Annotated in this window: 21 protein-coding genes, 1 tRNA gene and 1 riboswitch; of the genes, 10 read left to right on the top strand and 12 right to left on the bottom strand. The window is 58.7% G+C overall.

The features are described from left to right. Positions 1-215: 215 nt before the first annotated feature. A complete protein-coding gene (locus H2O17_RS01855) occupies positions 216-947 on the bottom strand; it encodes a sulfite exporter TauE/SafE family protein (RefSeq protein ID WP_182050078.1) in 732 nt (243 codons plus the stop codon). An 86-nt stretch (positions 948-1,033) separates the two neighbouring features. On the opposite strand from H2O17_RS01855, the gene H2O17_RS01850 reads away from it, so the two are divergent. Next, complete coding sequence (locus H2O17_RS01850) at positions 1,034-1,669, top strand: GNAT family N-acetyltransferase (protein WP_182050077.1); 636 nt, start codon at positions 1,034-1,036, stop codon at positions 1,667-1,669. A gap of 67 nt (positions 1,670-1,736) precedes the next feature. Here H2O17_RS01850 and H2O17_RS01845 read toward each other — a convergent pair whose 3' ends face one another. From H2O17_RS01845 to H2O17_RS01835, 3 genes are all read right to left on the bottom strand, one after another. After that, positions 1,737-2,717 carry a ribose-phosphate diphosphokinase gene (locus H2O17_RS01845; protein ID WP_182050076.1) on the bottom strand — a complete coding sequence of 327 codons (981 nt, stop codon included), beginning with the start codon at positions 2,715-2,717 and terminating at the stop codon, positions 1,737-1,739. Positions 2,718-2,729: 12 nt separating this feature from the next. After that, on the bottom strand, positions 2,730-3,806 hold the full coding sequence (locus tag H2O17_RS01840) for an NTP transferase domain-containing protein (RefSeq protein ID WP_182050075.1): 1,077 nt from the start codon (positions 3,804-3,806) through the stop codon (positions 2,730-2,732). A gap of 78 nt (positions 3,807-3,884) precedes the next feature. Next, a tRNA-Gln gene (locus H2O17_RS01835) sits at positions 3,885-3,958 on the bottom strand. A gap of 51 nt (positions 3,959-4,009) precedes the next feature. On the opposite strand from H2O17_RS01835, the gene H2O17_RS01830 reads away from it, so the two are divergent. The 4 genes from H2O17_RS01830 to H2O17_RS01815 all read left to right on the top strand — a co-directional run bounded on the left by H2O17_RS01830 (position 4,010) and on the right by H2O17_RS01815 (position 7,560). After that, positions 4,010-4,696 (top strand): TetR/AcrR family transcriptional regulator, encoded by a 687-nt coding sequence (locus H2O17_RS01830; protein ID WP_246311294.1) that lies wholly within the window; start codon positions 4,010-4,012, stop codon positions 4,694-4,696. A gap of 68 nt (positions 4,697-4,764) precedes the next feature. Continuing rightward, a complete protein-coding gene (locus tag H2O17_RS01825) occupies positions 4,765-5,775 on the top strand; it encodes an ABC transporter ATP-binding protein (RefSeq protein ID WP_246311292.1) in 1,011 nt (336 codons plus the stop codon). After that, positions 5,775-6,950 (top strand): ABC transporter permease, encoded by a 1,176-nt coding sequence (locus H2O17_RS01820; RefSeq protein ID WP_182050074.1) that lies wholly within the window; start codon positions 5,775-5,777, stop codon positions 6,948-6,950. The genes H2O17_RS01825 and H2O17_RS01820 overlap by 1 nt, the downstream gene beginning before the upstream one ends. 178 nt (positions 6,951-7,128) lie before the next feature. Next, positions 7,129-7,560 carry an OsmC family protein gene (locus H2O17_RS01815; protein ID WP_182050073.1) on the top strand — a complete coding sequence of 144 codons (432 nt, stop codon included), beginning with the start codon at positions 7,129-7,131 and terminating at the stop codon, positions 7,558-7,560. Positions 7,561-7,627: 67 nt separating this feature from the next. Here H2O17_RS01815 and H2O17_RS01810 read toward each other — a convergent pair whose 3' ends face one another. The 3 genes from H2O17_RS01810 to H2O17_RS01800 form a co-directional block, all read right to left on the bottom strand. Continuing rightward, positions 7,628-8,143, bottom strand: a complete 516-nt coding sequence (locus H2O17_RS01810; protein WP_182050072.1) for a MarR family winged helix-turn-helix transcriptional regulator — start codon at positions 8,141-8,143, stop codon at positions 7,628-7,630. Positions 8,144-8,194: 51 nt separating this feature from the next. Beyond that, the gene (locus H2O17_RS01805; protein ID WP_182050071.1) at positions 8,195-8,812 is read right to left on the bottom strand and encodes a riboflavin synthase; all 618 of its coding nucleotides are present in this window, start codon (positions 8,810-8,812) and stop codon (positions 8,195-8,197) included. An 81-nt stretch (positions 8,813-8,893) separates the two neighbouring features. After that, positions 8,894-9,025: riboswitch (FMN riboswitch) on the bottom strand. A 114-nt stretch (positions 9,026-9,139) separates the two neighbouring features. Then, positions 9,140-9,481, bottom strand: coding sequence for a MarR family winged helix-turn-helix transcriptional regulator (locus H2O17_RS01800; protein ID WP_182050070.1), 342 nt, complete (start codon positions 9,479-9,481; stop codon positions 9,140-9,142). Here H2O17_RS01800 and H2O17_RS01795 point away from each other — a divergent pair. From H2O17_RS01795 to H2O17_RS01785, 3 genes are read left to right on the top strand one after another with little or no spacing between them, the layout of a single operon-like run. After that, the gene (locus tag H2O17_RS01795) at positions 9,481-11,022 is read left to right on the top strand and encodes a UbiD family decarboxylase (RefSeq protein WP_220456801.1); all 1,542 of its coding nucleotides are present in this window, start codon (positions 9,481-9,483) and stop codon (positions 11,020-11,022) included. The genes H2O17_RS01800 and H2O17_RS01795 overlap by 1 nt on opposite strands. Next, entirely contained in the window at positions 11,019-11,345 is a 327-nt protein-coding gene (locus H2O17_RS01790) for a UbiX family flavin prenyltransferase (RefSeq protein WP_246311291.1), read from the top strand. The genes H2O17_RS01795 and H2O17_RS01790 overlap by 4 nt, the downstream gene beginning before the upstream one ends. After that, positions 11,342-11,896: a PNPOx family protein gene (locus H2O17_RS01785; RefSeq protein ID WP_182050067.1), complete on the top strand. Its 555-nt coding sequence runs from the start codon at positions 11,342-11,344 to the stop codon at positions 11,894-11,896. Before H2O17_RS01790 ends, H2O17_RS01785 begins: the two co-directional genes overlap by 4 nt. A gap of 3 nt (positions 11,897-11,899) precedes the next feature. On the opposite strand, the gene H2O17_RS01780 is transcribed toward H2O17_RS01785, so the two are convergent. The 4 genes from H2O17_RS01780 to H2O17_RS01765 are packed head-to-tail and all read right to left on the bottom strand — an operon-like array spanning position 11,900 to position 15,444. Then, a complete protein-coding gene (locus tag H2O17_RS01780) occupies positions 11,900-13,696 on the bottom strand; it encodes an ABC-F family ATP-binding cassette domain-containing protein (protein WP_182050066.1) in 1,797 nt (598 codons plus the stop codon). Beyond that, complete coding sequence (locus H2O17_RS01775; protein WP_182050065.1) at positions 13,696-14,607, bottom strand: 4-(cytidine 5'-diphospho)-2-C-methyl-D-erythritol kinase; 912 nt, start codon at positions 14,605-14,607, stop codon at positions 13,696-13,698. The genes H2O17_RS01780 and H2O17_RS01775 overlap by 1 nt, the downstream gene beginning before the upstream one ends. A 9-nt stretch (positions 14,608-14,616) precedes the next feature. After that, a complete protein-coding gene (locus H2O17_RS01770) occupies positions 14,617-15,030 on the bottom strand; it encodes a phage holin family protein (RefSeq protein WP_220456800.1) in 414 nt (137 codons plus the stop codon). 30 nt (positions 15,031-15,060) lie between these two features. Then, positions 15,061-15,444, bottom strand: coding sequence for an SHOCT domain-containing protein (locus H2O17_RS01765; RefSeq protein WP_182050064.1), 384 nt, complete (start codon positions 15,442-15,444; stop codon positions 15,061-15,063). Between the two features lie 192 nt (positions 15,445-15,636). On the opposite strand from H2O17_RS01765, the gene H2O17_RS01760 reads away from it, so the two are divergent. Then, positions 15,637-16,359 carry a response regulator transcription factor gene (locus H2O17_RS01760; protein ID WP_220456799.1) on the top strand — a complete coding sequence of 241 codons (723 nt, stop codon included), beginning with the start codon at positions 15,637-15,639 and terminating at the stop codon, positions 16,357-16,359. Between the two features lie 47 nt (positions 16,360-16,406). Further along, positions 16,407-18,941, top strand: coding sequence for a sensor histidine kinase (locus H2O17_RS01755; protein ID WP_182050063.1), 2,535 nt, complete (start codon positions 16,407-16,409; stop codon positions 18,939-18,941). Here the strand turns inward: H2O17_RS01755 and H2O17_RS01750 are convergent. After that, positions 18,839-20,335 (bottom strand): leucyl aminopeptidase family protein, encoded by a 1,497-nt coding sequence (locus H2O17_RS01750; protein ID WP_182050062.1) that lies wholly within the window; start codon positions 20,333-20,335, stop codon positions 18,839-18,841. The two genes, H2O17_RS01755 and H2O17_RS01750, sit on opposite strands and share 103 nt — an antisense overlap. Positions 20,336-20,371 lie beyond the last annotated feature (36 nt).

Here is a 20,371-nt window from a genome sequence, read left to right as displayed (position 1 = left end):
TACCCACCGCGTCGATAACGGAGTCACTTCACAGCGCTCCCTCGCCGAGGCAACCCAACAATCATAACGCGCAAGCGTGTAATCAGACCAGCGCGGGGGTACAGATCACAGGCAAAACGAACCACGAGGCCAGCGTTCCGGACTTCCGGCCCTATGCGTGCCACACGTCCGGACCCCGGCCGGCCGTACCACTAGGCTCCCTGGCGTACCCCACTTCACCTCAGGAGGAGCCACACAGTCATCACGAACCCTCCCACGATCACCATCCAGCGCATGACCGTCTCAGAGATCCAGCGCTGGACCTTGGGCCCCAAGTACCCTCCCACGAAGGTTCCTACGCCGACCGAAAGTGCCACCACCCAATCCACCTCACCGCGGGCGATGAAGATGATCGAGGCACCTAGGTTCGCCAAGAACATGAGCGGAGTCTTCATGAGTACAGCCTCATGTGCAGACATCGGCGTGCACAACATACACAAGGCAAAGAACAGAACACCGCTGCCAGCACCGAAGTAACCGCCGTAGATTGCGATTGCCAAGAAGATGATCAAGAAAGCTAAGAATGGAATCTGCCGCTTTGTCATGCGGCCGTTAATGCGTGGGCTAAGGATCACCAGAACGGTCGCGAGAAGCACGAGCCACGGCACGATCGCTTCGAATACCTCGGGCTCCGCGATCAAGAGAAGCACCCCGCCAGTGACTCCCCCAAGGAGCCCCACGATTGCTTGAGGAGCAAATGGATAGACGTCGATCGCGGTGATGCGACGCCAAGCGCTTGCAATCGATCCAAGTCCAGCTCCAAGCAACCCCACTGTGTTTGAGGTGTTTGCCAGAACCGGCGGGATGCCAATGGCGATGAGAACCGGATAGCTCACCAAAGATGCGAGGCCCACCAAGTATCCGACGATGCCCGCGAGGATGCCGGCCAAGAAGAGGAGGAAGAACATTGCTTTCCAGAATACGCGCCCAGCATTCGCCAAGCCGCGCGGTAGCATCAATCCATTGGGAGAATCACAAGGAAAGGCGGCCCGACGTGGCGGATCTCGGTATCTTCAACGAAAACGCAGACGTCTTTGAAATTGAGACGCAACGGCTCACCCTGCGCGGCTGGGAGGAAGCCGATCTCAGTGCGTGGATCGAGATGAATGCAGATCCCGAAGTGAGATCGTTCTTCCCGTCGGTGCTCTCTGAAGAGGAATCGCTGGAACAGGCGGTACGCAATCAGAGATACCTGGCTGAGAACGGCTTCGGATTATGGGCAGTTGCCGCCCGCCAGCCGATTCACTATTCCGACGACGACGTCCTGCTGCCCGGTGATTTCCTCGGTTTCATTGGCATTCATCCCATGGATCCGGTGGTGCCAGAAACCGGTCACGGCGTGGTGAGTTTCGAGATCGGGTGGCGGCTGCGCAAGGAGGCGTGGCATCAAGGCTTAGCAACTGAGGGCGCAACTGCTGCACGCGATTACGCGTTCGGTATTGAGAGGCTCCCTATCCTCGGTTCGCTGGCAGTCAGCCAGAACACCCCCAGCATCGCCGTCATGGAGCGAATAGGGTTCACGTTTGAGATGGATGTGGAGGATCCCGAGCTGCCGGATAACCTTCAGCACTGTGTCCTGTACACGATGACTAGGCAGCAGTGGACTCACAAGCGACCCTCGGAGGAATAGTGCAGGTGTGGGCGGGAGCGCCACGCGCTCCCGCCCACACCCCACACACATCCAGCGCGTTCAGGGCTCAGTGCACGCCGTCAAACAGCGACGTCACTGAGCCGTCCTCGAATACTGCATCGATTGCATTGGCCAGTACAGGGGCAATCGGAAGAACTGTCAGCTGTGGGAAGCGCTTCTCCGCAGGGATGGGCAAAGTATCAGTCACGATAACTTCACGCACCCCGCTTTCCCCAAGCCGCGTGACAGCAGGATCGGAGAGCACCCCGTGGGTGGCCGCGATGATAACGTCCTTCGCGCCAGCATCAAGTACAACGCGCACCGCACCACAGATCGTTCCGGCCGTGTCGATGAGATCGTCCACGATCACAGCCGTGCGGCCGCGCACATCGCCCACCACGCGGTTCGCTGTGGCTTGGTTTGGCCGCGAGATGTCACGCGTCTTGTGCACGAATGCCAACGGCACGCCACCCAGACGGTTGCCCCACTGTTCAGCTACCTTGATACGCCCGGCGTCGGGCGAAACAATCACGGCCTCATCCGGATCGATGCGGGTACGCACGTACTCCACCAATGTTGGCATAGCCCACAAGTGATCCACCGGGCCGTCGAAGAAACCTTGCGCCTGTGCCGCGTGAAGATCAACGCTCATGATGCGATCAACCCCAGCAGCCTTGTACAAGTCAGCAACCAAGCGAGCCGAAATGGGTTCGCGGCCCATATGCTTCTTGTCTTGGCGGGCGTAGGGATAGTACGGCGAAACAGCGGTGATGCGCTTGGCGGAAGCGCGCTTGGCGGCATCCACCATGATGAGCTGCTCCATGAGCCACTTGTTGATCGGAGCTGGGTGGGACTGCAGAATGAACACATCTGCGCCTCGGATCGACTCATCGAATCGGACGTAGATCTCCGAGCTTGCGAAGTCATACGCGGTAATCGGGAGGAGCTCAATGCCCAACTCCTTTGCTACAGCATCTGCAAGTTCCGGGTGTGCCCGGCCGCTCAACAGAACTAGTCGCTTCTCGTTGGATACCTGCATACCCGTCATTGGTGCTCCCTGTCAGTGATGCTGCCCGGCGGGAATTCCGCCCAAAGCGTCGGTGCTTCCGGCAGTCCCCTGCTCCACCGGAAAAATCGTAAATGGCGGAAGAGTAGTTCCGGCCGGGATTGCGCCACCGCGTGCCACCACGTGACACGCCACAGCGCGAGCACCAACAACGGTGTCGGTGAACTCGCCGGGTCCCACAACTGCCTGCGCACGCACATCTGTGTGTCCATGGAGTTGAGTTCCCGGAAGAATACAAGAATCGGGTTCGAGCGTGACGTCGACGTCCACAGCGGTTGTGGCTGGGTCCACGATAGAAACACCTGAACGCATCCAAGCGTCAAGGATTCGCTTATTCATCTCGTGACGCAAAGCAGCCAGCTGAACCAGATCGTTACACCCTTCCACCAGCCAAGAGTCCGAGACAACGTAGTCCCCAACCCCGCTGCCCGATGAGTAGGCCTGTTCAACAACGTCCGTCAGATACAGCTCACCTTGCGCGTTAGAACTTGACAGGTTCTCCAGCGCGCTGCGGAGAAACTCGAGGTCAAACGAGTAGGTGGAGGTATTGATCTCCGTGATCGCGCGTTGGGCGGGATCCGCATCCTTGTGTTCGACGACGCCGCAAATACTCCCGGTGCTGTCACGCAAGATTCGGCCATATCCAGTTGGATCGGAAACGTTTGTGGTGAGAACCGTGACCGCATTGGAATCGTGACGTTCGTTCAGGTGGCTGAGGGTCTGCGTATCGAGCAATGGCGTATCGCCGGCCATGACCGTAACAGACCCGGAAAGCGATGCTGGAAGTTCTTGGAGGCCGCACCAAACTGCGCGCCCCGTACCCATGATCGCATCCTGATCAGCGATGATGACGTCCGGATCACATTCCAACGCGTGGGCGGCAACTGCATCGCGTTCGTGACGAACCACCACCACGACATATTCGGGTCGGAGCCCGCGCGCAGCTGCAATTGCATGACCAAGAAGAGTGCGCCCGCACAGTGAATGCAGCACCTTGGGTGTTGCCGAGTGCATTCGCGTTCCCTGCCCTGCGGCAAGAATCACGACCGCCGCTGGACGCCCAGAACTCACAGCTTTCCCCTCTTCTCGTTGAACCGAAACTAGCCTACCCCGCGTCAGCTTTCGAGGGCGAGTATTCACATGTGAGTTTGGCTCCGCCTCCAGGGTTCGAACCTGGACCAAAGGTTCCAAAGACCTTTGTGCTGCCATTACACCAAGGCGGAATATGAACGGAATGATTCTACCGTCAGCCGTTCAGCAGTCATAATGAAACCATGAATGAATCCGAACTCACAAACCGGCGCGATCCTCGCCCGCGAATTCGCATGACTCGAGCCGACCGGCGCGAGCAACTCATCGGCGTCGCACGTGAGCTGTTCGGAACTCGCGGGTATGACGCCGTTTCCATTGAGGAAATCGCCGCTGCGGCCCAAGTCTCCAAGCCCGTGGTCTACGAACACTTCGGCGGCAAGGAAGGTCTCTACCAAGTAATCGTGGATCGCGAAGTGACATCTCTCTCGGAGATGTTGGCTAGCCAGATGATCCCAGGGCAGCACCCGCGCGAGATGCTGGAGAGAATCCTCCTGTCACTGCTGGACTACATTGACGAAAGCCCTGATGGCTTCCGCCTGCTTTCCCACCAATCTCCCACCGCTGTGAGCGGAGGAACGTTCACCACGGTGATTGCCGACGTTGCCGAACAAGTGACGGAAATGCTCGCCCCCGTTATGGAAGAACTGGGTCAAGATCCGCAGACTGCTCCCATCTACGGTCAGCTCTTGGCCGGTGCGATCGGCCGGATCGGCCAGTGGTGGGTTGAGGTACAAGCACCTGACAAGGGCACGGTGGCGGCCCATGTGACCAACCTGCTGTGGCTCGGCCTTCGCTCAATGGAACGCGACCCCCACCTAGTGACGGTTCCCAACCCTGACGGGGAAGAATGGGGAGGCACTCCAAACTAGGATTCCGGCACGAATCAAACGATTTGGTAACCTGTAAACGCAATCACACCTATCTCGTGAGGATAGATATGCCACTCGCTGGCCCAATGCTGGGTATCGATCACCTCAACAAGTCATTTGGATCATTGCAAGCGCTTCGCGATCTCTCCTTCAATGTGGGAAAGGGGGAGATGTTCGGGTTCGTCGGCTCGAACGGAGCAGGCAAGACCACCGCGATGCGGATCATGCTGGGAGTTATGTCTGCCGATTCAGGTGAGGTCACGTGGAACGGCGCACCTATCTCCTTCGAGGCTCGCAAGACGATCGGCTACATGCCAGAGGAACGCGGCCTGTATCCCAGATTCGCCGTGGGGCCACAACTCGAATACCTGGCTCGCTTGCACGGGATGAACAAGTCCGAAGCACACGCAGCAATGGAGTACTGGACTGAGCGCTTGGGCATTCAGGCACGCCGTGAGGACAACGTACAAAAGCTCTCCCTCGGAAACCAGCAGCGCGTGCAGCTCGCAGCAGCACTCATCCACAACCCCACGCTCATGGTGCTTGATGAACCCTTCTCCGGATTGGATCCAGTAGCAGTAGATGTGATGTCTCAGGTCCTCAAAGAGAAAGTGGAATCTGGCGCGTCCGTGGTGTTCTCCTCCCATCAGCTCGATCTGGTGGAGAGGTTGTGCGACAGGGTAGGCATTATTTCCCAAGGTCACATGGTTGCCGAAGGAACAATCAACGAACTGCGCTCCACAGAATCCCAGCAGTTGGCACTCGCTTCCGGAGCTGCACCCGAACAGCTTTCCGCCGCACTCCTCCCGCTCGGCATCACGCTAGCGCCAGACCCGCTCGATGGCAGCGCAGAAGCGCCCGCCATTTCGGGGCTCACCCGCGTGATCTTCAATCAACCCGCCGGAGTTTCAGACCAGACAGTGTTGCAAGCCGCGATCAGCGCGGGACCTGTTCACGAGTTCGGGCCCCGCAGGCCACACTTGACGGACTTGTTCAAGGACGTCGTCGTCGTGACTGCGCCAGATCAACCCGAAACTAAGCCGGCCAAACGGTCACTGTGGAAGAAGGTGGCGCGCTGATGCTAGGACTCATCATCAAACGCGAGTTCACAACACTGCTGGGCTCCAAAGCTATGCGAATCTCCACGGCAGTCATCGTGATTCTGTGCCTCGCCGCCGGCGTAGCTGGCAACATCTTCTTGGGAGATGACAGCTCTGATGATCAGGCAATCCCTGAAGCCACATCCGTATCCATCACGTCTGAAGCCAACGCGCTGACGCCCTATCTTGAGCAACTGGGTGTGAGTGTCGAGGAAACCTCTGGTAATCCAGATGACGTAGCGCGCGATTCCGGCAACGCAGTTATTTCTGGCAGTCCCGCGGCTCCCACCATCACCTCGACCGACGGCGCCGATCCCATCAGGGACGTGGTGGTACTGGCCGCAACGGAGAAGCTGATGGATGAAGCTGGAGCACTGACCCCAGACGTATCAGCGAACCTCGCCGCTCTAGCCAGCACCACTGTCACCAGCGTGGCAACTGACGCCTTCAGTGAGAACCCCATTGGCTACGCCGTGGGCATGGTGGGTGTGCTCATGCTCATGATGATCACGCTCATGGGAATCTCCACACTCTCGGCTGGCGTGGTAGAAGAGAAAGCGAGCCGCGTGGTGGAGATCTTGTTGACCACCGTGCGCCCGCGGACCCTCCTGCTCGGAAAGATCCTAGGCATCGGCTCAGCTATGCTCGTCATCTTCGCGGTGTACCTAGCCGGCATCCTCGGAGGCTTGTGGATCGCAGGACTGCTGGATCAAATCAGCACACTGGGCGCACTAGGCGTGTGGGGATACGTGCCGATGCTGCTTCTGTGGATCGTTCTGGGCTACTTCACATTCGCCGGAATCACTGGCGGAATCTCCGCCACAGTTTCCCGGCAGGAAGATCTGGGCGCAGTTCAGACTCCTCTCATTTTTATGCAGATGATCCCGCTATACCTTGCGATCTACCTTGTGCCCTACCTTCCGGATGCCACCGTAACCAAGGTGCTCTCCTACGTGCCACTCTTTTCCCCTTACCTGATGCCCATGCGTGCGGCAGTCGGTGGAGTCGAGGTGTGGGAGCAAGTGCTCGCTATCGCGCTTACGCTGATCACGATTCCACTGCTCGCCCTAGTGGCCGGCAAGATCTACGAGCGTTCCATTCTGCACACAGGTGAGAGGATCAAGCTCAAGCAGGTCTTGAGGAAGGCCGCATAGTACCTGTCCTGATAGTTGAGTGCGCCCGGCGGACAAAACGCCACCGCGCCGTGGAGCATCCAGTTGTCCTGATAGCCGGGGTGCCCAGCTCCGCAACGTGACCTGAGGCGACCAGACCGCCGGGCTTGACTCGCCCACTAAGCTTGATGACCAAGACGAACTCACGGAAGGGTTGCCCATGACTTCTCAAACTTCAACTCCCACCCAGCCAGACGTCTCCCTAGAGCGCACTGGAACGCGAACCTACCATGCGCAGAACTCGCGTGGCGCAACGTTGGAGATCGGCAAGGGCGAAGGCCAGTGGAGCCCCGGTGACTTGCTCAAGGCAGCCCTGCTGGGCTGCAACGCGATGTCAGCAGATTCCCGCTTGGCGCACGTGTTGGGTGATGACTTCGCATTGAGCGGGGTCATCGCCAACGAGTATCGAGAAGACGAGGATCGATTCACAAAGTTCGTTGTGGAGCTCATCCCCGAGTTCAAGGATCTTGATCCGGAAGCCGAGGCCGACACGCGAAAGCGGGCTCTGGCAGCGATCGCCCGCTACTGCACTGTGGGGCACACCCTCGACCACGCCGTGCCGCATGAAACCATCATCACCCGCGAAGACTGATTCCGGCCCCACCACGGCTTCCGGCCACACCACGGCTTACTTCCCACCACGGTCTCCCTGCTAAGGACTACTTCCCGCCCCGCTCAAAATGGGCCAGAAGCTCACGCAGCAGCGCGGCAAGTTCCCGGCTGGAGTCTGCGCCTAGCCCGTCAAGTTGTTCACTCTCTAGGTCCAGCAGATCTGCCATCGCCTGATCCACGAGCTCCACTCCCGCCGGTGTAGCCTCCACATGAACCACTCGTTTGTCTGTGGGATCTGGAAGACGCCGCGCGTTCCCGCGAGCCACCATTCGATCGATTCGATTAGTAACCGTGCCGGAAGAAACAAGGGTCTCCTGCATGAGGCGCCCCGCCGTCAGGCGATACGGAGGGCCTTGACGGCGCAACGCAGCAAGCATCTCAAACTCCCACGATTCGATCGAGTGGCGCGTAAACGCCTGCCTGCGCATCTTGTCAATGTGGTAAGTCAGCCGCACCATTCGAGAGAACACCGCAAGTGGTTCGGGATCAAAGTCAGGGCGCTCGCGGCCCCACGACTCAACAATTCCATCCACCTCATCACGAGGCTCTCGCGCGGTTTTCATGTAGCCAGATTACTCGACGTCGAGATACTTTCCGCAATACTCAGCCGAAAGTCACGAGATCTTGGCCGGAAGCGAACCCTTCTCTAGGAGCTGTGCCACGTATCTGGCTACGACGTCGATCTCGATGTTGACCGGATCGCCCGCATCTAGGAGCCCCAGATTGGTCATGCGAAGGGTCTCCGGGATAAGCGCCACACCAAACTCATGCCCCACAACAGTTGTCACTGTCAGAGATACTCCATTGAGCGCAACCGCGCCCTTCTCAGCAATGAAACCTGTGAGCGCTTCGGGCGCCTCCACACGAAGCTCAATCCACCCGTCGGAGTCCACACGCCTACTGAGCTGACCCACACCATCCACGTGGCCTTGCACAATGTGCCCATGCAGGCGCCCATCAACCGGTAGCGCGCGTTCAAGGTTGACCCGGCTACCTGCGGTCAGGGTACCCAGCGCAGTGCGGTGCAGCGTTTCCGGCATAATGTCGACGACGAATACTCCTTCGGCTGGCTGGTCCACCACAGTGAGGCAGACGCCAGATACCGCGATGGAATCTCCGCGCTTGGCTCCCTGGACCGCAAGTGGTCCAGCGATGGCCAACGTTGCTCCTCCATGGGGTTGGAGCATGATGTCCTTGACGGTCCCGAGTTCTTCAACAATTCCAGTGAACATGTTCTCTCCCAGATTCTGGCTCCGGGAAGCGCGATGGGAGCGCCGCACATGGGGAGGTAGGCGAATACTCCCCACAATCCACGTGTGATTCTCCCATCCGGACTCTAACCGTCGGTTCTGGAATTTCACCAGATCAACCGTGTGCTACTGAGCAGCACACGGGTCGCGGACTTTAACCGCCGGTTCGGACTTTCACCGACCCCGAAGCACGTGGTGTACTTTGCCTCCCACCATAGTCCTCGCCTCAGCCATCAAGGTGCCCAGACCACATTGACTTCACCACACATGGCGGATTCACAATCGATGGAATGAGCGCGTTCGGCCGCACTAATCGTCGCGTTGGTTAAGAAGCTCGCGCAGCATCCGAGTCAGCTCGATCCGTTGCGGGCCGCTCAATGTATCTAAACTTTTCCGTTCGGCGGTGAAGAACTCATCGAGCACCGATTCGAGCACCACGCGGCCCGGATCGGTTAGGGAAACAGTCTGTTTTCGCGCATCAGTTGGATCGATGTTCCGCTCAATGAAGCCGAGCCGTTGGAGCTTTCGGAGGCGCTTGAGCATGCCGGCTTGTGTGATGAACATTTGGGCCGCGAGCTGCGCTTGGGTCAGATGCTGCTCGTCGCGAGCGCGATAGAGCGCTCCAGCCGATGAATATGGAGGAACAGGCAATGGGCTCAACCAACCACACGCACGCGGCATCGGCGAACACCGCAGTGAACGATCTACGCTCGGCGCTCGCCCTCATCCAGGACGATCCCACGCAGTTCATCACCACGGATCATCCCGTGGACCCAAACGCGCAGCTCGCAGGCGTGTACAAGCACATCGGCGCCGGCGGAACAGTAATGCGACCTACCCGTCGCGGGCCGGCCATGCAGTTCACCAATATCGTGGGCTTTGAGGATGTCAGCGTGCTGGTGGGAATGCTCGCCGATCGAGCACGGGTTGCCAAGCTTCTGGGAGCAACTCCCACTTCTATCAACCACCTCGTAGCAGAAGCTTTCAACCACGCAAGAGAGCCCGTCGTCGTCACAAGGAACGAAGCGCCGGTGCAGGAAAAGGTGTATCTGGCCTCCGAACCGGACTTCGATATCCGCACCCTTCTACCTGCTCCAACGAACACGCCGGTGGACGCCGCACCATTCTTCTGCATGGGCCTGCTCTTGGGCACTGACCCGCAGACTGGGCACTCGGACGTGACGATCCACCGAATCGCCGTGCAGGGCCGCGACGAGCTATCCATTTTCTTCGCACCGGGCCGCCACATTGACGCATTCAGGAAGAAGGCCGAGGCCGCCGGAAAACCGCTGCCTGTGACGATCAATATGGGCCTAGACCCCGCCGTTTACATCGGCGCATGCTTCGAGGCACCAACCACTCCCTTCGGCTATGACGAACTGCAGGTGGCCGGGGGCATCCGCCACGAACCGGTGAGCCTGGTCAAGGCACTAACAGTGGAACAACACGCGATCGCACGTGCCGAAATCGTCATCGAGGGCGAATTGTTGCCCAATGTGCGAGTTCGCGAAGATCAGAATTCGGATACCGGCCACGCCATGCCCGAGTTTCCCGGCTACAACGGCCCGGCGAACCCCTCCCTACCCCTCTTCAAGGTCACGGCAGTCACCACACGCACTCACCCCATCCTTGAGACATTGGTAGGCCCCGGCGAGGAACACACCTCTCTAGCTGGCATCCCCACGGAAGCATCACTCATCCGGGCACTGGAAGCCGCCCTGCCCGGTTTCGTCACCCAGGTTTATGCGCACACCGCAGGTGGCGGAAAGCTGCTAGCCATCATCCAGGTACACAAGGAGAAAGCGTTCGACGACGGCCGTGCCCACCAAGCCGCGTTAGTCGCGTTCGCAACATACAGCGAGCTGAAGAACGTGATTCTTGTTGATCAGGACGTGGATCCGTTCGATACGGATGACGTGCTGTGGGCAATGACCACTCGAATGCAGGGAGATACCGATATCATCACCATTCCTGGCGTCATGGGGCACGTCCTGGATCCATCTCAACAACCCGAATACAACCCCTCGATTCCCGCGAAGGGCGTAACCGCCAAGACTATCTTCGACGCCACCGCACCGTATCGGCTCAAGGAACAGTTCACGCGAGCACAGTTCCTTGAAGTGGACCCGCGGCCGTGGGCACCGCAGCTACATGTTCGATGCGCACCTTGGCCAAGATTGCGAATGGAGTGAGCACATCGCTGGTTTCCCGCGCCGCCGACGTCATACTGAAGGAAAGGCGCCGCCTCGTGCTTGTTGCCCGCGAGGCCCCCTTATCGCTCATCCACCTGCGCAACATGATCACTGTGACCGAAGCCGGGGCGACCGTCTTCCCGCCCGTCCCCGCGTTCTACACCAATCCCACAAGTCTCGCTGACGTGGTGGACCACACTGTTGGCCGGGTGCTTGACCAGTTTGGCATTGACACCGCATCCTTCCCACGTTGGCGCGAAGAGAACCTGCAGGCCTCTTTCCGCCAGAAGCCCGTGATGCGCACAGATGAGGTGTATTCGTGATCGACGCCGAGCCTGACCCCTCTACTCCGTTCGAAGAAGGTGGCGATTTTGCGTTTCCCAACCGGAGTTCTCCACGTTCTGCAGAGCTATCCTTCGACTCACGGGGAAACCAACCTGACCTGGGCGTAGCCTTCACACCGGCAATCGATGCGTTCTTGTGCGAACACACCGTCATGTCTGTGGCGGTCTACGCGAACGGCATGCTGCGGGCGGCAAGCGTGTTCTATTGTCTGGAACGCGGTGCCCCCCGACTGCTCTATTATTCAGACCCCAGCACGCAGCACGGCCGCCTCAGCACCGCCAACCCTCGAATGGCTGCCACCATCGCACGGCAGGAGACCGACGCCGCGGCAATCCGCGGCCTGCAGCTCTACGGAACCACTGAGCTCCTGCAGGCTGAGGCTGCCGAGTCGGCACGGGCAACGTTCGCCGCAGCATTCCCAGCTGTGGACATCGTGCCTGCACCCATCTGGGCGTTTACTCCCTCAGAAGCGAAGCTAGTGGATAACCGTTTGGGTTTTGGCCACAAGGAGCTGTGGCCGGCTTCGTGAGCACTACTCGAGCTGCTCGGATATCTCCAGCCAGTTCATCTCCAGCTCCTCAGCTTCATCCTGGAGAGCTTGCACATCTTGATTGAGCTTTCCGATCTTTTCATAATCGGATTGGTCCGCATCCGCCATCTTGGCATGGATCTTCTTGATCTTGGCGGTGGCCTTGTCCATCTTGCGCTCGATTGCACTCAGCTCCTTGCGCAGGGCATGCACTTGCGCGCCAGTCAATGCGGAAGAGCTCCCCTCGGCAGGAAGCTGTGAACCGGAGCCGGATTCCACTTCAGAGTGAGCCGCAACCTCCTCATCGCGAAGCCGCAGATACTCATCCACCCCACCGGGGAGGTGACGCAATGTGCCGTTCAGGATGGCGTACTGCTGATCTGTTACCCGCTCCACGAAGTATCGGTCATGCGAGACCACGATGAGGGTGCCCGGCCATGAGTCCAGAAGGTCCTCCATGACGGTCAGCATATCCGTGTCCACATCATTCGATGGTTCGTCGAGGATGAGCACGTTCGGTTCAGACAAGAGCACGAGCAGAAGCTGGAACCGACGGCGCTGCCCACCGGAAAGCTCGCTCACCTTGGAGGATAAATGCTCCCGGGCAAATCCGAGCCGTTCGAGCAGCTGGGCAGGAGTCATATCCTTGCCGTCCACAGTGTAGGTAGTGCGGTACTCGGCGAGCACGTCACGCACCTTATCTTCACCGATCTGCTCAAGTTGGCTGAACTGTTGATCCAGCATGGCAAGTTGAACGGTCTTACCTCGTTTGATGCGGCCCGAGGTGGGCGTTAGTGCTCCCGCAATCAATCCGAGCAACGTTGACTTACCTGCTCCGTTCGCACCCATGATCGCGGTGCGTTCGCCAGGCGCAATGTGCCACTCAATCCCGTGCAGAACCTCGTTGTCTCCATATGCAAACCCAGCATCGAGCAGATCCACTACATCCTTGCCAAGGCGAGCGGTCGCCAAACGTGAAAGCTCCAGCTTGTTACGTGGATCCGGGACATCAGCGATGAGTTCGTTCGCGGCCTCGATTCGGAACTTCGGCTTGGAGGTTCGCGCAGGCGCGCCTCGCCGGAGCCAGGCAAGTTCCTTTCGCATGAGGTTCTGCCTCTTCGCCTCGATTGTGGCCGATTGCCGGTCACGTTCTACGCGCTGCAGAACGTATGCCGCATAGCCACCTTCAAAAGGCTCAACGATTCGATCGTGGACTTCCCACGTTGCTGTTGCCACTTCGTCGAGAAACCACCGATCATGCGTGACCACGAGGAATCCGCCTGAGTTCTTTGGCCACCGATTCTTTACGTGGTTCGCTAGCCACGTAATGCCTTCCACATCAAGATGGTTGGTGGGTTCGTCGAGTGCTATGACATCCCAATCGCCAACAAGAAGCGCCGCGAGTGCCACGCGCCTGCGCTGCCCACCGGAGAGCTTCCCGACCTTCGTGTCCCACGCCAGATCAGGTACCAGACCCGCGATGATGTCGCGAATCTTCGGATCACCCGCCCACACATATTCTTCACGATCGCCGACGACGGTGTGGCCCACCGTATCTTCGGGGTCAAGAGTGTCACTTTGATCCAGAACGCCCATTCGCAGCCCGGTTCGGCGCGTGACGCGGCCAGAGTAAGGTTCGAGTTTTCCAGCGAGCATCGCCAGAAGCGAAGACTTGCCATCCCCGTTCCTGCCAACGATGCCAATGCGATCACCTTCGTTGATTCCGAGCGAGACTGAATCAAAGACAATGCGGTTTGGGTATTCGAGATGGAGGTTTTCGGCACCAAGCAGATGTGCCATCAGCGAACCACCTGAACGTGCGCACCAGCAGCAGGGCCGTTCGCCCGTAGCACTGTCAGTTCTGGGAACTGCCGCGAGAGTTTCCCTGCGATCGCGTCAGCCGTTGAGAAATCGTCCGCCAGAACCGCGACCGTTGGTCCGGAACCCGACATGATCGCGCGGATACCGTACTCCTGCGCGGCCCGCAGGACCTCCCGAATATCAGGCCTCACTACGAAGGCTGGCTGTTCAAGATCGTTGACCATAAGCCGCCCGACTGCCTCAAGATCGGAATCCTCAAGTGCTTCTTGCAGGTCTTGTGTGTCAGGGACAAGGGTTTCAGGTATCCGAACGTAATCCATGAGGGAGTCAAACTCGCGGAACACCTCCGGTGTAGAAAGCCCCTGACGTTGGGTGAGAATCACCCAACTGTGCATTACGCCGACCTTAAGTGGGCGCAACACTTCGCCGCGGCCAGTTCCGTGGGCGAGTGAACCAAGAATGCAGAAGGGAACATCAGAGCCCAGTTCTGCGCCTAGCTCCATGAGTTGATCAGTGGAGAGGTCCAGATTCCACAGCTTGTTGCAGGCAACGAGCGTCGCAGCTGCATCAGCGGATCCTCCGGCCATGCCCCCCGCCACTGGAATCCGTTTGGTGATACGCAGCGCTACACCTGTGGGCACTGCGAATCTCTCCTGAAGGAGAAGGGCTGCGCTTACAGCAAGGTTGCGTGAATCAACGGGTAAGTCCTCCCCCAGCCCCGAAATGCTCAAAGTAACTGAGGAATCCGATACGGAGGTAGCTTCGACGTCGTCAAAGATATCCAGCGCTTCGAACACCGTATCGAGAGGATGGTAGCCATCAAGGCGGGGCGGGCCGACTCTCAGAGCCAAATTGACCTTTGCGGGAGCGGAAGCAAGAACTGAACGCACGTGCCTAGTCTACGTGGCGCTTCCCGTAGAAGAAGAACCAGAGGTTCGCGCCAGAATCCACGCGAGCACAACTGTGGCAAGGGCGGTGACAAGCCACACAACGAAGCCCGCGAACAACCATGTTCCCAACGATTGCGCAGAGATGCCGCTAGCGGCCGGGATGAGGCCGGCCACCAGCAGAGCCACAGTTGTGGAAATGATTCCGATCCCGCCTTCGAGCGCCGGAATGAACCGGCCGATCAATCGTGAGACAAGCGGTGAAAGAAGTGCCTGAAGTATTGCCAAGACCACCGTGGCGATGATGAAGCCTTGCGCGTGAACGCTGAATCCGGGCACGATCCAAGCCGCACCCAGCAAGCCTATTGCTGCACTTGCCAAGGTCACAGCCAACCTGAGCAAGAACCGAGTAAGCGTTCGCATCATAAGACTCCGTCAGTTCGTGATCGCGAAAGGTCAGGCAAGCGCCCGTGCTTTGAGCTGATCGAATTCTTCCTTGGTGATGACACCCTGCTGGAACAGAGTGTTTGCCTCGGCAATCACGTGTGCGGGATTACCGTTGGCCGTCTCGCGGATGTAGCTGTCAACTGCCCGCTGAGCTGCGACCGCAGCTTCACGGCGCCTGCGCTCCATGCCATTACCACGGGCAATGAGGTACACGAATGCGGTGACGAATGGGATGATGATGAGGAACAGTACCCAAATGGCCTTGGCCCATCCGCCCATCTTTGAGTCCCGGAAGATGTCTTGCGCGATCATGAAGAACAGCACAATGTAGACAAACAACAAGAACACTTCGAGTATCAGCCAAAAGAAAGACCAAAAGTTGTTGAGATCCATGGGAGCATTCCTATTCGATGAGTAAAAAGGCTGTTCACGTTTTCAAGCCCGCGAGTGCAACATTAACAACACAAGTATTCTGATTGTTGGGAAGAATTACTACCCCTAGAACTAGGGGATTAGCATTGTGTTAAGACCACAGATATGTGGATCGTTGGCCTGCAAGCTAGGTATCGAGGATACAGCGCTCTGTTGACCATTGGCTCCACAAATGAACTCTCACCAACCGCAGCGCTCAACCGGCGTTCGCAAGATATGGAGCCACGGATGCAGACCATCGGTTTGGTTGATGATCACGAGCTGGTTCTGGTCGCCCTTGCTGAACGCCTCGCCCGAATCTCAGGTATCGGCTTAGTGATCACGGCCAAGTCTGTGCCCGAACTTCTTGAGCGCTTCGCCAAGGCAGACGCCACTCACCGCGCCCCCAACCTTGTTCTCTTGGACCTTCGTCTTGCGGACGGCACTAGACCACGCACCAATGTTGAGCAGCTCACTGCGCTGGGCGCCCACGTGTTGGCCTATACGTCCGGCGAAGACGTAGGTCTGTTGCGCGAAGCCGTCCATGCCAACGTGCTCGGAGTCATATCAAAACGCGAGCCTGTCACTGCGGTGATCGACGCCGTCCAACGTGCTTTGAGTGGCGAAGTGGTGGCATCGACTGATTGGGCCGCCGTCATCGATGCTGACCTCGACGCAATCGTCCACTTGACTCCGCGCGAACGCGAGGTTCTCAGCCTCTATGCCAACGGCGAGACCGCCGATTCCGTCGCCCGAATGCTGTGGATATCCCGGGATACCGTGCTGGACCATATCAGGCGCATTCGTGCGAAGTATGCAGCAGTATCGCGGCCAGCAGATACGAAGATTGATTTGTATCGGCAAGCCGCCGAAGACGGCCTCATCATTCACTCCTAATGTCTCAGCGTCATATCGAGCGCCAGCTACCGCCTGAACTTGCAAGCGTGGCAGAACGGCGGGCAAAGATGCGGGCATTTGTGGCCGTGGCAGTGGCAGCAGCTCTCGAAGTGCCGGTTTGCGTAGTCTCGATTGCGGACAACGTGGCTGCCTATCCGCTGTGGTGGTTGATGTTGGCAGGGTTGTGTTTGGCACTCGCCGCGGCAGTTGCCGTGGCAGTCGTCAGCAACGCGGGAAAGGCCATAACTCACCTCGCCACGATACTTCTGGTACTTCTGCCACTTGGATATGTAACTGAATACCCAGCTCTCCGGTCAGTGGATCCCACAGCTATGTGGCAGATTCCCACTCTGTGGGCGCTAGAGCCGGTAGCAATGATCGCAGCTGTCCTCACATGGCCTATATATCAGGCTTATGCTTACGGGCTACTTTCTGTTCTCAGTGTTCCCACGGCAGCGCTGCTCAGTGGAACACCCACACAGGCATCGTGGTGGGGCATCATGGCTTTGCATGCAGGGAACTTATGCTTCATAGCCTATGGCAACGCGATCCACAAGCAGATGGTCCTCCGTGAAGTCAGCCAAGAGTTCCGCCACCTGCAGGTGAATGCAGCGGCTAGGTCTGCAGCGTGGCACCGCGAGCGCACTCGCCTTGATTCGATCATCCACGACGAAGTCCTCTCAACCTTGTTGAGCACAGTTCACGGCCGAAATGAGGATGCTGGGCGATTGGCAGAGCGGGCCAAGGCGACCTTGGAGCTGCTCAAGCAGAGGTTACAGCGTGAGGTACGTACGCCCGATGTGGCGGATACCCACGGAGGTGCACCAGATGGCAAACAGGGTGCGGCCGTAAACCACGAAGGCACCGAAGATCTGACATCAGATGGCACGGTGAACCCGGACGAGTTCCACTCATCTAGCTTGTCCCGCCGTATTCACACTCTCGCACACTCCTATGCTGTGCCCGTGACTGAGGAAGATGCTTCGGGAGGCGAGAAATTACCTCATGGAGATCTGCATATACCGGCAGATGCCACGGATGCACTCGTGGAAGCAGCCACCCAAGCTCTGGAGAATGCGCAACAGCACGCCCAGGGTGCAGCAGTACTGCTCAGATTGCGTCAGACAGATAACGGAGTGAACGTGGTCATCTCCGATGCCGGGCCCGGGTTTGATCCGGAGAAGGTCGACCCGCGCAGGTTCGGTATCCGCACCAGCATTATCGAAAAGATGGAATCCGTTGCGGGTGGAGAAGCGAAGGTACGTTCGGGTTCTCGTGGAACGACGGTTGAACTCTCTTACCGGCCGAACATGCCCTCGCAACAGCAACGGCCGAACCACGCACCAGCGCCAGAGTCAGACCATTTTGAGAATCAGTGGTTTGAACGTGAGGGAGAAGTGCCAGACGCACTGCATCTTGAGCCACTTATCGCGCGAAACAACCACCGAAAGCGGAACGAGACCGCAGCATTCGAGCGCCTCGTTGTGGAGACATCTGGGCCAGCATCTACGGAGCTTCGTGTGGTCCTCATGCTGCTGTGGGTTATCGGCACGATGATCTCAGTTCCTGATCCGACGCTCGGTTCCCACTGGCCAAAAGCAATCACAGCCGTCCTGATCGGGCTAGCGAGCCTAGCGTCAACCACAAAGCACGCACGCCTTAAGCCTTGGCATGTGGCAGCAGTCTTAACGAATACTGTGGCAGCCACAGTATTCACACTCACCGCAGTGACGGAGTTCCCGTCTGCTCAGCCGTGGGCATGGCAGATGTCCGGCAACATCTGCGGACTTGTGGCGATGCGTGGCAATACGCGTTTGGCTCTTGTCTGTTTCGCATTCCAGAGCGCAGGTCTGGGAGTGTGGGCCGCTGCCAACGGTCCGATGACTTCAGCCCAGGTAATAGCAGCCACCGCATACGCTCTATCTGTGTCCGCGGGGTTAGTGTGGAACGCCTTGGTGCGGCGCAATCTGACAACGATCATCGGTCGGCTGGATACAGCAGCTCAGGCGCAGATCAATCGAGAGGCCACAGCGCATGCCATCGCTCAAGGGGACCGCCTAGTTGACCGAGTCCAGCAGTACGCAACTCCAGCGCTGGAGCAGATCGCGAACCTCCGCGTAGGCGTGAAGCTGACAGATGCGCTTCGCCTGAGAAGTGAGATCGCGGAGGCATCAGTTCGCGATCTCATTCGCGCTCCCCGTCTGACCGTGCCACCGCTTGAGGCTGCTTGCTACTCTGCTCGCTTAACCGGAGTGGACGTTCGTTTGTACGACGACGGAGCCGAAGCCACACCACTGCCGGAACTTGTGCTTGACGATGCCGCACGGCTCATCATAGAAGCCGCGGAGCACGGCGCCTCGGGCATTCTGCTACGCGCACTCCCGCAGGGACGCCCCGACCTCTTAGTTCTTCGGGCGGAAGGATTGCCGGAGGATGGCGCGCACGGCGCCATCCTCCGGCAATCCTGGCCAGCCCTTCATCAGGCTTCTGGCACAGCGAAGGATGAGGCCACTTCGGCCAGCAGGCGTGCACCAAAGCCAGTTGGGCCGCGGCGGATCCACCGATCCTCCGCAGGGGCTTGAGCTGTTCCGGCAATGTCAATGTGAGCCCATGGCTTGGAGCCAATGAACTCCTTGAGGAACAACCCTGCCGTGATCTGCCCGGCGTTGGCGCCACCCAGGTTCTTCAGATCGGCCACGCTTGAGTCAAGCTCTGACCGGTAGGCCGCAACCAAGGGAAACTCCCACACGAGTTCATCGGCAGCTTCTCCTGCGGACTCAACCTGCGCCACCAGATCGCTCGACGTTCCCATAACCCCGGCATAGCGAAGGCCCAGAGCACGCATGCAGGCACCGGTCAACGTGGCGATGTCGATAATCGCATCCACATCCGATTCAGCCGCGAGCGCCAGCGCATCTGCCATGACCAGTCTGCCTTCGGCGTCGGTGTTAAGAACCTCTACCGTTGTTCCATCATGCATCGTCAGGATGTCACCCAGCTGCATTGCGGTGGCGGACGGCATGTTATCTGTGATCATGAGGTATCCGGTGACTTCGGCAGTGCATCCAAGATCCCGCAAGCCGAGCATAGCCGCCAAAATGTCACCGGCTCCCGTCATGTCATTCTTCATCTGCGAGTGCGACTCATCGCCCGGCTTAAGGGAGATGCCACCCGAATCAAAGGTGATGCCCTTGCCTACCAAAGCAAGTTTGCCCGTTGCAACACCCTCAGGCTTGTAGCTCAAGACCACCATGCGCGGTTCCCTCGCAGAACCGCGATTGACGCCCAGAAGTCCGCCACAGTTGAGCTCCTCTAGCTGCGCGCGGCCATACACAGTGGCTTCCAATCCTGCGGCCGGAGCGCTCTCCACCGCAAAATCAGCAAAGGCTTCAGACGTCAACGTCTGCGCCGGGCATACCGCCAAATCGCGAGCCACCGAGCCCACGCGAGCCTGAACCAAGCCACGGCGCGCACCCACTTGCGCCGCTGCGACGTCGTCGGCACCAACAACAAAAGAGATGGATGTGACGGGCACTTCTCGGCGCGGCCGGGATGCCAGAGTCCACGAGTATCGCGCAAGGACGATACCTTCTACGATGGCGGCGGTCGCGGCAGCAGGTTCCACATTGGCACCTGCCACGTCTGCTCCGAGGATGGCGTCTTGAGGAACCGCGCGTGCAAACGCTGCAGCAGCGTCACGCAAGACGTTGGCAGTCACAGTGCCAGCGGGGCCCATCCCAACCGCCACAAGGACCGGCCCTGACGCCACAGGAAGTGCCAGAGCACTGCCAACGGCACCGGAGAACCCAGCGCGAACAAGTGCGGCTCGGTCTAGGCCCAGAATGTCTGGCACGGGACCATCAGAGGTTACCGCTATGGCCTCTGCCTGAACGTCGGCCGGAAGCTCCGTGCCCACGTTCACCGTGATGGCGGCTGAAAGACTGGGTGAAATTAGTGCAAATTCATCGGGAAGCATATGCATCTCTCATTTCGAATCGTGATGGCTTGGGGA

Origin of the sequence: Changpingibacter yushuensis, assembly GCF_014041995.1 — a bacterium.
GTDB lineage: Bacteria > Actinomycetota > Actinomycetes > Actinomycetales > Actinomycetaceae > Changpingibacter > Changpingibacter yushuensis.
The sequence above is the reverse complement of the archived record's forward strand: the minus strand, read 5'-3'. Positions and strand labels throughout refer to the sequence as shown.